The sequence below is a fragment of the Vogesella indigofera genome (genome assembly GCF_028548395.1).
GTDB classification, from domain to species: domain Bacteria; phylum Pseudomonadota; class Gammaproteobacteria; order Burkholderiales; family Chromobacteriaceae; genus Vogesella; species Vogesella indigofera_A.
This window is the reverse complement of sequence record NZ_JAQQLA010000001.1, coordinates 301961-314692: the sequence shown is the minus strand read 5'-3', so window position 1 is coordinate 314692 and position 12732 is coordinate 301961. Positions and strand designations below refer to the sequence as shown.

The 12732-nt window shown below is 65.1% G+C and carries 11 protein-coding genes; 2 read left to right on the top strand and 9 right to left on the bottom strand.

Annotation, left to right across the window (positions count from 1 at the left end; all coding sequences use genetic code 11):
• Positions 1 to 100 precede the first annotated feature (100 nt).
• Both PQU89_RS01575 and PQU89_RS01570 read right to left on the bottom strand, forming a co-directional pair.
• The gene (locus PQU89_RS01575; RefSeq protein WP_272764301.1) at positions 101 to 1150 is read right to left on the bottom strand and encodes a Gfo/Idh/MocA family oxidoreductase; all 1050 of its coding nucleotides are present in this window, start codon (positions 1148 to 1150) and stop codon (positions 101 to 103) included.
• A 42-nt stretch (positions 1151 to 1192) separates the two neighbouring features.
• A complete protein-coding gene (locus PQU89_RS01570; RefSeq protein WP_189372383.1) occupies positions 1193 to 2002 on the bottom strand; it encodes a TIM barrel protein in 810 nt (269 codons plus the stop codon).
• Between the two features lie 321 nt (positions 2003 to 2323).
• Between PQU89_RS01570 and PQU89_RS01565 the strand changes: the two genes are divergently transcribed.
• Entirely contained in the window at positions 2324 to 3325 is a 1002-nt protein-coding gene (locus tag PQU89_RS01565) for a LacI family DNA-binding transcriptional regulator (protein WP_272764300.1), read from the top strand.
• Positions 3326 to 3400: 75 nt separating this feature from the next.
• Here the strand turns inward: PQU89_RS01565 and PQU89_RS01560 are convergent, their stop codons facing one another.
• The 5 genes from PQU89_RS01560 to PQU89_RS01540 all read right to left on the bottom strand — a co-directional run bounded on the left by PQU89_RS01560 (position 3401) and on the right by PQU89_RS01540 (position 9600).
• On the bottom strand, positions 3401 to 4138 hold the full coding sequence (locus tag PQU89_RS01560) for a sulfite exporter TauE/SafE family protein (RefSeq protein WP_272764299.1): 738 nt from the start codon (positions 4136 to 4138) through the stop codon (positions 3401 to 3403).
• Positions 4139 to 4306: 168 nt separating this feature from the next.
• A complete protein-coding gene (locus PQU89_RS01555; protein ID WP_189372378.1) occupies positions 4307 to 5803 on the bottom strand; it encodes a CoA-acylating methylmalonate-semialdehyde dehydrogenase in 1497 nt (498 codons plus the stop codon).
• A gap of 91 nt (positions 5804 to 5894) precedes the next feature.
• Positions 5895 to 6692, bottom strand: coding sequence for a 5-deoxy-glucuronate isomerase (iolB, locus tag PQU89_RS01550; RefSeq protein ID WP_272764298.1), 798 nt, complete (start codon positions 6690 to 6692; stop codon positions 5895 to 5897).
• Positions 6693 to 6703: 11 nt separating this feature from the next.
• Positions 6704 to 7603, bottom strand: coding sequence for a myo-inosose-2 dehydratase (gene iolE / locus PQU89_RS01545; protein WP_272764297.1), 900 nt, complete (start codon positions 7601 to 7603; stop codon positions 6704 to 6706).
• Between the two features lie 53 nt (positions 7604 to 7656).
• On the bottom strand, positions 7657 to 9600 hold the full coding sequence (locus PQU89_RS01540; protein WP_272764296.1) for a bifunctional 5-dehydro-2-deoxygluconokinase/5-dehydro-2-deoxyphosphogluconate aldolase: 1944 nt from the start codon (positions 9598 to 9600) through the stop codon (positions 7657 to 7659).
• Positions 9601 to 9859: 259 nt separating this feature from the next.
• Here PQU89_RS01540 and PQU89_RS01535 point away from each other — a divergent pair, with 259 nt between their 5' ends.
• Positions 9860 to 10696 (top strand): MurR/RpiR family transcriptional regulator, encoded by an 837-nt coding sequence (locus tag PQU89_RS01535; RefSeq protein WP_272764295.1) that lies wholly within the window; start codon positions 9860 to 9862, stop codon positions 10694 to 10696.
• Here PQU89_RS01535 and PQU89_RS01530 read toward each other — a convergent pair.
• Together PQU89_RS01530 and PQU89_RS01525 are read right to left on the bottom strand one after the other, a co-directional pair.
• Positions 10626 to 11543, bottom strand: a complete 918-nt coding sequence (locus tag PQU89_RS01530; RefSeq protein WP_272764294.1) for a DMT family transporter — start codon at positions 11541 to 11543, stop codon at positions 10626 to 10628. The two genes, PQU89_RS01535 and PQU89_RS01530, sit on opposite strands and share 71 nt — an antisense overlap.
• A gap of 115 nt (positions 11544 to 11658) precedes the next feature.
• Positions 11659 to 12684, bottom strand: coding sequence for an ABC transporter permease (locus PQU89_RS01525; protein WP_272764293.1), 1026 nt, complete (start codon positions 12682 to 12684; stop codon positions 11659 to 11661).
• Between the last annotated feature and the right edge of the window lie 48 nt (positions 12685 to 12732).

The window sequence follows — 12732 nt, the reverse complement described above, 5'->3', positions numbered from 1 at the left end:
CCCTCAGGAAGACAGCCGGAAAATGACGCTGTTTCAGACTGCTGTTGCCTTAGGGCCGCGGCACGGCGCCCGCTGCACATCTGCCGCGGCCGGTTGTTCATCACTGCCGGATTGCCGCCACCTGTTCGCGGATGTCGGCCAGCGCCACCGGACGGCGCTCGGTCACCGAGACAATGCAGGCCAGCGCGATTTCCAGCGCCGCCTTGGCATCCGCCCCGTCCGGGCCGCTATTGCGACCGCTGCGCACCGAGGCGACGAAGGCGTGCAGCTCGGCGGTGTAGCCGTCGATGAAATGGTCGGTGTCCAGCCGCCAGGTGTCGTTGGAGACGCCATCCTTGTCAAACAGCGTCATGCTGGAGCGGCGCACGTCGCCCATGGTGACCATGCCGCCGGAGCCGAACACTTCACCGCGGATGTCGTAGCCGTACAGCGCGCTGAAGTTGGCCTCCGCCACCGCCACCGCGCCGTTGTCAAAGCGGATGGTGACCACCGCGGTATCCAGCAGGCCTTGATCCTTGAAATCCGGGCGCACCAGCGCATCGGCCACCGCGTACACCTCGGTCGCCCGGGCGTCGGCGTTCAGCCACAGCAGGGTATCGAAGTCGTGGATCAGGGTTTCGAAGAACACCGTCCACGGCGGGATGCGCGCCGGATCGGCGCCAAACGGGCCCGGGTCGCGGGTCAGCGAGCGCAGCAGCTGCGGCGTGCCGACCTTGCCGGCCTCGATCGCCGCCTTACCCTCGGCAAAGGCGCGGTCCCAGCGGCGGTTGAAACCCACCTGCAGCGGCACGCCGGCTTCGCGCGCCGCGGCGATGGCCAGCTCGGCGTCCGCCAGCGTCAGCGCCATCGGCTTCTCGCAGAACACCGCCTTGCCGGCACGGGCGGCGGCTACCGCCAGATTGGTGTGGAAGCGCGCCGGCGAGGCGATGATCACCGCCTCGATCGCCGGGTTGGCCAGCAGCTCATCGACATCGGTGTAGGCCAGCGGGCATTCCAGCTTGTCGGCCAACTTCGCGGCGGCACCGGGCGCCGGGTCGGCGATGGCGGCCAGGGTGGCGTTTTTCAGGCGGCGGGCAACGATCTCGGCATGCGAGGCGCCGATGCGGCCGGCGCCAATCAGCGCCACGGCGACAGGTTTGGTGGAAGACATGTCTCACTCCTTATGTTGTGGGGGATGAATGCAGCAGCTGGCTCAGGCCGGCAGCGTGAAGGCGTCGCGGAAACGGCGCAGCGCCAGCTCGTCGTCGCCGGAGGCAAACGCTTCCAGGCCGATACTGCCGCGGTAGCCCAGCGCCTGCAGCGCCCGGGCGATGGCCGGATAGTTGATCTCGCCGGTACCCGGCTCGCAGCGGCCGGGTACGTCGGCGACCTGGATTTCGCCGATATGCGGCGCACACTTGTGCAGCAGCTCGATCAGGTTGCCCTCGCCGATCTGGGCGTGGTACAGGTCCAGCATCAGCTTGAGGCCGGGGCGATTCACCGCCGCCACCAGCGCCAGGCAGTCTTCGGCGCGGGCAAACGGCACGCCGGGGTGATCCACCGCGGTATTCAGGTTTTCCAGCACGAAGGTCACCCCTTCGCGCTCGCCCAAGTCCGCCAGCTGATTGAGGGTGTCGCGCGCCTGCAGCCACATGGCGCCGCTGACGTGGTGCGCCGGCTGCACCGGCAGGCCCTTGTTGTCCAGCCCGGTGCCGTGCAGATTCAGCCGCGGAATGCCCAGCGCCTTGGCCACCGGGATCGATTCGCGCGCGGTGTGCAGCAGCTGCTCGGCACCGGCAGCGTCGGCCAGCGTGCCGCGGATGTAGCCGGTCATCGAGGAGAAGGTGGCGCCGGTACGCACCAGCGCATCGATGTCGTGGCGGGTCCAGTCCCAGATTTCCACCTGGAAGCCCAGGTCGTGAATGCGGTGAATACGCTCCACGATGGGTAAATCGCGAAACACCATTTCGGCACATACCGCCAGCGTGAACGGGCTGGCTTGCTGCTGATCCTGACTGCTCATCTCAATCTCCATGTGGGTTTTGTTGTGTCTGCCGCGGCATCCATGCATTGCGACCGCACTTTGCTACCGGTTGCAAAACGATGCATAGAAAAGGGGAACGCCTGACCATGACCAGCTGCCCGCCTTCCCTTTGCCACTAATGCTACCGGTTGCAATTGCTGCTCAAAAAAGGACGGCTTGGATGAGGACTCCGTCACCAGCTTGCCGTCTTCGCTTTGCTACCGGTTACATTGACGTTACAGTAGTAGCTCGCCATAAACAAAGTCAAGAAAATTTTTTTAATTTTAATTAAAATTGGAAAATATTTTCCAAGGAGACTTCATGAGCAAACCCAGCCGCGCGACGGCAGCAGACGTGGCCCTGGCCGCCGGCGTGTCGAAATGGACGGTGACGCGTGCCTTCACCCCCGGCGCATCCATCGCCGAGCACAGTCGCGAACGCGTGCTGCAGGAAGCCGCCAAGCTGGGCTACCGCCCCAACCTGCTGGCGCGCAGCCTGGCGACCAAGACCACCAATCTGGTGGCGATACTGGTCGACGACTTTGCCAACAGCTACAAACTGCCGGTGCTGGAAGTGCTGACCCAGGCGCTGCAGGCCGAGCAGATGGCCGCGGTGCTGATCAACATCAACCAGCACTTCGACCACCTGTCCGCCATCCTGGATGCCGACCAGCGCCAGGTGGACGCGGTGATCCTGGTCGGCACCGACTTCAAGGACGAGGCGCTGAAGCTATCGACCCTGCCCGCCTCGCGCCCGCCGCTGTATGTGCTGGCGCGGGAAAGCACCATCGCGCACATCCCGGCGGTGTCCTGCGACGCCAGGATATCGATGGCGGCGATCAATCAGCACCTGTGGCAGCGCGGCTACCGCCGCCCCGGCTTCATGTCCGGGCCGCGCTCGCTGTCCACCGCACTGGGGCGCAAGAACCACTTCATGGCGTTCTGGCAGCAGCAAGCCGGCACCACGGTGCCGGAGCTGGCCGCCGGCAGCTACGACCACCGTGCGGCGGCACAAGTGCTGCGCGCCTACCTGCAGCAGACTCCGGCGGCCGAGCGCATCGACGTGCTGATGTGTGAAAACGACGCGCTGGCGATCGGCGTCATCGAAACCGCCAGACACGAATTCGGCCTGCGCGTACCGCAGGACCTGGCCATCGTCGGTTACGACGGCGACGAGCTGGCGGCCACGCCGTCGTTCAACCTGACCAGCTACCGCCAGCCGCTGCAGGAGATGGTCGCGACGCTGATCGCCATGCTGAAGGGCCGCAGCGAAGCGCGCTCGATTAATCTCCCCGGCGAACTGATCATTCGCGGCTCGACCTAGCCGCGCCAGTGCGGCGCCGGGCCAAGGCGTGGCGGAAACACGGCCGGCAACGGCCGCCGATGACCGAGCTGCAGGCTACCAGCGCTGGGCGCCATCGACGATCAGCTTGACCCCGGCCAGCAACAGGCCGGCATACGACACCCGATAGAACCACTGCCGTTGCAGGCAGCCCGCCAGGTAGACCCCCAGCAGCACCCCCGCGATGCCAACCGGCAGCAGCGCCAGCGCCATGTGCATATTGCCGCTGGAGAGCAGGTTCATCTGGTAGTACAACGGCCACTTCATGGCATTCACCACGAAAAAGAACACCGCACTGGTGCCGGCCAGATGGCTGGGGGCCATATTACGCGCCAGGCAGTACATCATCATCGGCGGCCCGCCCGCATGGCAGATAAAGCTGGCAAAACCCGATAGCGCCGACATCAGCCAGGCGAGCGGGCGCCAGCGCCAATCGATCCCCCCGACGGGCAGCAGCCGCTGCAGCAGGAAACACAAGGTCATGGCGCCGACCAGCACCGACACCACGGCAAGGCTCACCACACTGAGCAGCAGCCAGCCCAGCAGCACGCCGCACACCCCCGTCGGCAGGCAGTGCTTCAGCACCGCGCCATCCACTGATTTGCGCAGCGAAAACACGCTGACCAGATCCATCACCAGCAGCAAGGGCAGCATGACCGCCGCCGCCTGCGTGATCGGCATCGCCAGCGCCATCAGCGGCGTGGCAAAGGCCCCGAAGCCATTGGCAAAGCCACTCTTGCTCAGCCCCATCAGCAGCACGGCGGCAATGGCTGCCGGTAGCAAGTCAGCGAACATGGCTTCCGCCTTTCATATGCCAAGGCATGGCGACGGTGCGTTGGCACGCGCCGTCGTGTCGCGGCCCTGTCGCGTGCCCCGGCCGTTGCCGGCTGGCACCGCAGTGAAAAAAATAGCCACCCCGCAGGGTGGCAAAAACACAAACGCCTTGGGAGAGTTGCGTCCGTCTTACTTCATCGTGGGCATCGCGAATTCGGCGCCGGCGCGGATGCCGGTTGGCCAGCGGCTGGTAACCGCCTTCATGCGGGTATAGAAACGCACCCCTTCCGGACCGTGCATGTGGTGGTCGCCGAACAGCGACGCTTTCCAGCCGCCGAAGCTGTGGAACGCCATCGGCACCGGCAGTGGCACGTTGATGCCGACCATGCCGACCTGGATGCGGTGCACGAATTCGCGCGCCGAATCGCCGTCGCGGGTAAAGATGGCGGTGCCGTTGCCGAAGGCGTGGTTGTTGATCATCTGCACCGCTTCGTTGAAGCTGTCGACGCGCACCACACACAGCACCGGCCCGAAGATTTCTTCCTGGTAGACGACCATGTCGGTGGTGACGTTGTCGAACAGGCAGCCGCCAAGGAAGAAACCGTCCTCGCAGCCTGGCACGCTCAGGCCGCGGCCATCCACCACCAGCTTGGCGCCCTCTTCCACACCGCGAGCGATATAGCCGCTGACCTTGTCGAGATGGGTGCGTGTCACCAGCGGGCCCATTTCCGACTGCGGATCGTTGCCGGGGCCGACTTTCAGCGTCTTGAGACGGGTCGCCAGTTTTTCCACCAGCGCGTCGGCGACATTGCCCACCGCCACCGCCACCGAGATCGCCATGCAGCGCTCGCCGGCGGAGCCGTAGGCGGCGCCCATCAGCGCGTCCACGGTCTGTTCCAGATCGGCGTCCGGCATCACCACCATGTGGTTCTTGGCGCCGCCCAGTGCCTGCACGCGCTTGCCGTGGCGGGCGCCGGTTTCGTAGATGTACTGCGCGATCGGGGTGGAGCCGACGAAGCTCACCGCCGCCACGTCCGGGTGGGTCAGCAGCCCGTCCACCGCCAGCTTGTCGCCCTGCAGCACGCCGAACACGCCGTCCGGCAGGCCGGCTTCTTTCAGCAGCTCGGCAATCAGCAGCGCCGCCGACGGGTCACGCTCCGACGGCTTCAGGATGAAGCAGTTGCCGCAGGCCAGCGCCACCGGGAACATCCACATCGGCACCATCGCCGGGAAGTTGAACGGCGTGATGCCGGCGACCACGCCCAGCGGCTGGCGCATGCTCCAGGCGTCGATGCCGCGGCCAACCTGTTCGGTGTACTCGCCCTTCAGCAGCTGCGGGATGCCGCAGGCGAATTCCACCACCTCCAGGCCGCGGGCGACTTCGCCCAGCGCATCGGAGTGCACCTTGCCGTGCTCGCTGGAGATGATGGCGGCCAGCTCGTGCTGGCGCGCTTCCAGCAATTCCTTGAACTTGAACATCACGCGGGAGCGGCGCAGCGGCGAGGTATCGGCCCAGGCCGGGAAGGCGGCCTTGGCGGCGGCGACGGCGGCGTTGACATCGGCGTTGTCGGCCAGCAGCACGTCGGCTTGCGCCTGACCGGTGGCCGGGTTGTACACCGTGCTGGTGCGGCTGCTGTGACCGGCGGTTTGCTGGCCGTTGATGAAGTGGCTGAGGATGCGGTTCATGTCGTTTGTCCTGTGCTGGCGGGCAATGCTCTGCCCCGGCAGCCCGCGTGCGGGTCTGCCTGTGGTCTGTTCTGGGTCGTGGGGGTTCGGTTTACGGCTTGGCGATGATCCACTCGTGCGCCGGATCGTTCTTGAAGCACCATTCGCGCTTCGGCCCGGCCATCACGTTGAGGTAGTAGGACTCGTAGCCGTAGGGCACGGACACCGGGTGGTAGCCTTCCGGCACCATCACCACGTCGTGGTCTTCCACCGCCATCGACTGGTCGATGCGGCGGTCGTCGGTGTACACGCGCTGGAAGGCAAAGCCCTGCGCCGGATTCAGCCGGTGATAGTAGGTTTCTTCCAGCACGCTTTCTTCCGGCAGCGCGTCGCGGTCGTGCTTGTGCGGCGGGTAGCTGGAAGAGTGGCCGGACGGGGTACGCACCTCCACCACCAGCAGGCCGTCGGCCGGCGCGGTCTGCGGCAGGATGTCGGTGACGTAGCGGGTATTGGCGTCCTTGCCGCGCACACTGCGCTGCATGCTGTCCGGGGTGATCAGCCGTGCCGGATGGTTGCCGGCAGACGGCGCCGAGCAGAACGCCACCTCGGCGGCGCTCTCGGCGGTCACTTCCACCGCTACGCCCGGTGGTGCGTACACCGCGTATGGTGCCATGTCGTCGAACACGCTGTGGCGCTCGCCCAGGTGCGTCCACTGCTGCTCGCCCACCTTGACGCTGGCCTTGCCGGCCAGAATCACCACACAGCACTCGCGGCCCGGCTGCTGCCACACTTCGCGTTCCTGCGCGGCCAACCTGACGGCGCGAAAACCGACGTGGGTCCAGCCTGCCGACGCCGGAGTCACCTCCACCAGCGGCTTGCCTGCCTGGTCTGCCTTAACCAGCAAATTCATGCCTTTTCTCCTCAGGACAGGCCGGCAACCAGCCCGGACAGGGTATTGAAGCCTTTTTGCGCGTATTCGTAGCTCGGTGCGATGGTCGGGTCCTGCTCCGCTTCCACCACCAGCCAGCCCTGGTAACCGTGCTGCGCCAGACGCGCGAGGATCGGCCCGAACTGGATGTCGCCGTCACCCGGCACGGTAAAGGCACCATTGAGTACCGACTGCAGGAAGCTCCAGCTGCCGTTGCGGGCGCGGCGCAGCACTTCGGCGCGCACGTCCTTGCAGTGCACGTGCACCACGCGGTCGATGTGCTTGTTCAGCTCGGTCAGCGGATCGCCGCCGGCAAAGTACATGTGGCCGGTATCGAACAGCAGGCCCACGTCCGGGCTGGTCAGCGCCATCAGCTTGTCCACGTCGGCCGGCGTTTCCACGAACGCACCCATGTGGTGGTGGTAGGCCAGCTTGATGCCGCGCGACGCCAGGTGGGCGGCAAAGGTGTTCAGCTTGGCGGCGTACTGCTGCCACGCTTCCTCGCTGGTAAAGGTTGGCCGCTTGTACAGTGCGGTGCCGATCTGGCCCTGGATGGAGCCGCCCACCTCGCCATACACCATCACCTGGCAGCCGCTTTCCACCAGCAGGCTCAGATGGCCTTCCACCGCGGCGATTTCTTCCTCGGCGGAGCGCTCGGCCAGATAGCCGGAGTACCAGCCGGACACGCACTCCACGCCGTACGGCACCAGCGCCGCCTTCAGTTCCGTCGCGGTACGCGGAAACTTGTTGCCCAGCTCGAAGCCCTGGTAACCGATCTCGCTGCCTTCGCGCAGGATGGTATCCAGCGTGGTTTCACCGCCCAGCGACGGCAGGTCATCGTTGCACCAGGAAATCGGGTTGATGCCGATCTTTACCTTGAAAGTGGAAGTCATAGTGTTGTCCGTGTCTTTGCTTGCTGTTGTCATTGGCTGCCGTGGTGGCGTGCTTACTTCTGGGCCTGGCGCCGTTGCGCCTGCCAGATGTCGATCAGGGTTTCAAAGTTGTGACGGGCGGCGGCGATCAGGCCGGCATCATCGATCTCGCCGGCCAGCCAGCGCTGCGACGGCTCCTGGAACAGGGTGCGGCCAACCATGAAGCCACGGCAGCTGCGACTGTCCCGCGCCTGCTCGAAGCCCTTGCGCAACTCGCCCACCGGCGCGTTCAGGCCCAGCAGCACCACGCCGCGGCAGTACGGATCGCGCTGCTCCAGCAGGTTGTCGATGTCCTGCCACTGCTCGGCGCTCATCGACTCCAGCTTCCACCATTCCGGGTAGATGCCGAGGTTGTAGAAGCGCTTCAGCGCGCGCAGCACGGTGTCCGGCTGCTGCGGCAGCTTCCTGGACGGAATCACCTCCAGCAGCAGCTCGTGGCCGCTGAGCTGCGCCATCTGGTACACGGCGCGCACCTGCGCCTCCTGCTCCAGACGGTTGCCGACTTCGTCGTCCGGGTGGTACTGCACCAGGCACTTGATGATGTGTTCCTGCGGCCAGATTTCCAGCCGTGCCGCCAGCGCGCGGCCGTGGTCGAATTCCAGCGGGTTGGAGCCGGGCAGTTCGATCGGGCGGCCGATCCACCAGCCGCGACCGGTGGCGGCGTACATCGCGTCCTCGCCGTAGCGGTCGTCGACCAGGATGCCGGTGCGCCCCTGCAGGCCGCTGGCGGCCTCGGTCTGCGCCACCGCCTGCACCAGCAGCGTTTTCAGCTGCGAGATGCGGCTCTCCGGCACGCCGTTCTGCCGTGCCAGCTCGAAGAACTGGTTGCGGTGGTCAAAGGCGAACACGCACAGGTTGTCCCACTGCTTGCGCTTGACGCTGACACGGTGCAGCCGGGCCAGGGTCGGGTCTTCTGCCGGACGCAGCGGCGTCACCGCCAGGCCCAGGAAGTAGTCCAGTTCCGCCGGGGTCGGCATCGCCGCCGAGCAGCCGTGGCGCGACACCACCAGCGCGCCGCAGGCATTGGCACGGCGGCAGCAGCTGGCGTAGTCCTCGCCCCGCAGCCACGCCGACAGGAAGCCGGACAGGAAGGCATCGCCGGCACCCAGCACGTTCATCACTTCCACCTGCGCACCGCTGATGGTGAATGCATCGTCGATGTCGGCCGGGATGTCGCCGTCGATCACCGCGCAGCCCAGCGGGCCGCGCTTGACCACCAGCACCGCCTGCGGCGCCAGCTGGCGCACCACTTGCAGGCAGTCCAGCAGCGCCGGCTTGCCACCGGCGATCAGGAATTCTTCTTCGGTGCCGACAATCAGGTCGAACAGCGGCAGCACCGATTGCAGGTGGGTGCTGACGGCATCATCGGCAATGAAACGCTGCTCGCCGTCGCCGCGGCCGGTCAGGCCCCACAGCACCGGGCGGTAGTCGATGTCCAGCACGGTGCGCACATTGTGCTTGCGGGCAAAGCCGAGCGCCTTGCGGCTGGCGGCGTTGACCTTCTCGGTGGACAGGTGGGTGCCGGTGATCAGCAGGCTCTTGCTGCTGGCGATGAAGGCTTCGTCGATGTCGTCTTCGCACAGCGCCATGTCGGCGCAGTTCTCGCGGTAGAACAGCAGCGGAAAGGTGTCGCGGTCCTTGATGCCGAGCAGCACCACGCCGGTCAGCCGCTGCGGGTCGGTCTTCACCTGGCTGATGTCACAGCCTTCCTTCTCCAGCGTTTCCAGCAGGAAGCGCCCCATCTGCTCGTCGCCAACCCGCGACAGCATCGCCGACTTCAGCCCCAGACGGGCGGTACCGAAGGCGATATTGGCAGAGGAACCACCAAGGTATTTGGCAAAGCTGCTCGCATCCTCCAGACGTGCACCCAGCTGGCGGGCGTACAGGTCAACTGCCAGTCGCCCCAGGCAAATCACGTCGAGGTTACGGTCGGGTGCAAAGGATGTCTGGTTTTGCATGGTGTCCATTCCGTTGGTTTCAGAAGGTCAGTGACGCCGGCTCCGGCATCTCCGCGGCGGAGGTCGCCGTTGGCTACTGTCTTGCAACAAGATTAATCCTGCCCCGCCACGAATGCAACTTTTTTTTCGTATTTATTTTCTACTAGAAATTAATTTCTGAAATATTTTTTTCAAAACGTCAGCTTTCGTTTTAAGATGTAATGGTCAACCTACAAGGTCAAAACAGCATATGAGCAACGGAATCACTGCCGATCAACTCATGCAGCGCATTTCTGAGGAGTACGAAGGCCTCAGCAAGCAACTAAAAGTCATCGCCAAGTACATCGAGGAACACCGCCCGACGCTGGTGCTGGAGCGCATTACCGACATCGCCCAGGCCTGCGAGGTGCAGCCATCCGCCATCGTGCGCTTTGCGCAACGCTTCGGCTTCAGTGGTTTCAGTGACATGCAGGCGCTGTTCCGCGACTCGTTCGCGCCGGCGCAGGGCAACGTCAACAACTACCAGAAGCGCATCCGCACCGTGATTGCCAGCCAGAACACACCGCTGAGCAATACCGAGCTGACGCAGAGCTTCCTCTCCGCCTGCCAGCAGGGGCTGGAAGAGCTGAGCCAGTCGCTGGACCCGGCGGCGATCGACGCCGCGGTGGAGCTGCTGTACAAGGCGGAAAACATCTACGTGGTCGGCGTGCGCCGCATGTTCCCGATCGCGTCCTACGTCTGCTACGCGCTGCAGCACACCCAGAAGCGGGTGCACCTGATCTCCGGCCTCGGCGGCATGTACCACGACCAGGTGCGCAGCATCCGCGAAAACGACCTGATGATCGCGATCAGCTTCCAGCCCTACGGCCGCGAGACCCGCTACTGCGCACGCGTGGCGGCACAGAACAAGGCCAAGCTGCTGGTGATCAGCGACAGCAAGATGAGCCCGCTGGCGCGCAACGCCAGCACCGTGCTGACGGTCAAGGAAGGCACCGCCTTCGCCTTCCGCTCGATGAGCAGCACCATCAGCCTGTGCCAGGCGCTGTTCATTGCCCTGTCTTACCGGCTGGAACTGGTGATTGAAGAGACGCAGGACGCCGGGGCTTATGACGACTGACCAGGATGGCGGCCAGGATCAGGCCGGCGCCTAGCCACTGCAGCCCCGTCATCACCGAACCGAACCACCAGCTGGCCAGCAGCGCCGTCCACACCGGCTCCAGCAGCAGGATGAAGGCGGCCCTGGCGATCGGCATCTTGCCCTGCCCCCAGTTCTGCAGCAAAAAGCGCAGACAGGTCGCCAGCAGGATGCTGGCCAGCAGCCAGTGCCAGCTGGCCAGCAGCGCCGGCAGCGACCACGCCTCGCTCAGCACACTCCCCAGCAGACACAGCACCGCCACCACCAGCAGCTGCAGCGCGGTGGCCGGCAACGCCGGCACCAGCGCCATGAAATGGCTGTTGAGGCTGAGATAGGCGGCGGAACACAGCGCGAACGCCAGGAACAGCCAGTCCGACGCGTGCAGGCCGCCGCCGGCGCGCAGCGACATGCAGGCCATGCCCAAGCCCGCCAGCGCCATCGACAGCCACGCCGCCCGGCTCAGCTGCGTGCCCAGCAGCAGGCGGCTGGCAAACGGCGCCAGTACCACGCCCATGCTGCAGATGAAGGCCGCCACACCGAGGTTGCTGCTGTGCTGCAGCCCCTTGATCCACAGCATCATCGACACCCCGAACAGCAGGCCGCAGCCCAGTGCCGGACGCAGCGCCCGCGACGGCAGCAAGGCGCCGCGCCAGCGGCACAACAAGAGCAACAGCAGGCCGGCCACGCCGAAGCGCAGGCTCATGAACAGCAGCGGCGGCAGATGCTGCAACACCTGTTTCGAAAACAGCCAGCCGGTCGCCGCCAGCAACGTCACCAGTAGCAGCACCGCATCCGCCGCCGCCACCTTGCCTACCCTTGCCTGATCCAAGAACACTTACCCGCAAAAACCCCGCCGCGGCGGGGTGCACCAATGACAAAGGCCCGGGAAGCCCGGGCCGCGTACAAGGTTGGCCGCACACTGCGGCCAACCCTGGAGAAAGCAATCAGCTGCGACGATGACGCTGACGATACTGGTCGGCTACCACCGCCACCACGATGATCACACCTTTGACGATTTCCTGATAGTAGGCGTCGATGCGCAGGAAGGTGAAGCCGGAGGTCACCACCCCGAGGATCAGCACACCGATCACGGTACCGGTAATCTTGCCGAGGCCGCCGTTGAGCGAGGTGCCACCGATGACCGCCGCCGCAATCGCATCCAGTTCGTACATCATGCCCATGCCAGCCTGACCGGACACGGCGCGGGAGGAGGTCACCACCCCGGCGAGGCCCGACAGCAGACCGGCCACCGCGTACACCACCACCAGATGGCGGGCAACGTTGATGCCGGACACCCGTGCCGCGGCGCGGTTGGCACCGATGGCGTAGGTGTACTTGCCGTAGCGGGTGTAGCTGAGGATCACGTGGAACAGCGCGGCCACACCGAGGAAGATCAGGACTGGCGTCACGCCGCTGCCGATTTCGGCGTAGCTGTCGGACAGCATGCTGATCGGTTCGCCTTCGGTATACCACTTGGCCAGGCCGCGGGCGGTCACCATCAGACCCAGTGTCGCGATGAATGGCGGGATCGCGGTCTTGGCAATCACGAAGCCGTTGAGCAGGCCACAAGCCAGCCCCACCACCAGGCCGGACAGCAGCGGCACCACCATCGGCAGGTCGGTCAGCGACGGAAACACCGCGCGGCCGAATTCCGAGGTTTGCGCCAGACTGGCCGACACCATGGCGGTGAGCGCCACCACCGAGCCGGACGACAGGTCAATGCCGCCCATGATGATGATCTGGGTCACCCCCACCGCGATGATGCCGATCACCGACACCTGCAGGATCATCACCAGCAGGCGTTCCTTGTTGGCCAGAAAGCTTTGACCAACCAGGAACCAGCCCAGAATTTCAAAAATCAGCGCCACACCGAGCAGCACCATGAAAATACGTGCTTCGGCAGGGATCCTGAATTTGCTCAGCGGCCCTTTGTCGAGCTTGTCGATCGTGCCGGTATTCGCGATAGCCATCGTTCCATCCTCCATGTTTGTCTTGTGGCACTGTGACAGTGCTTACTG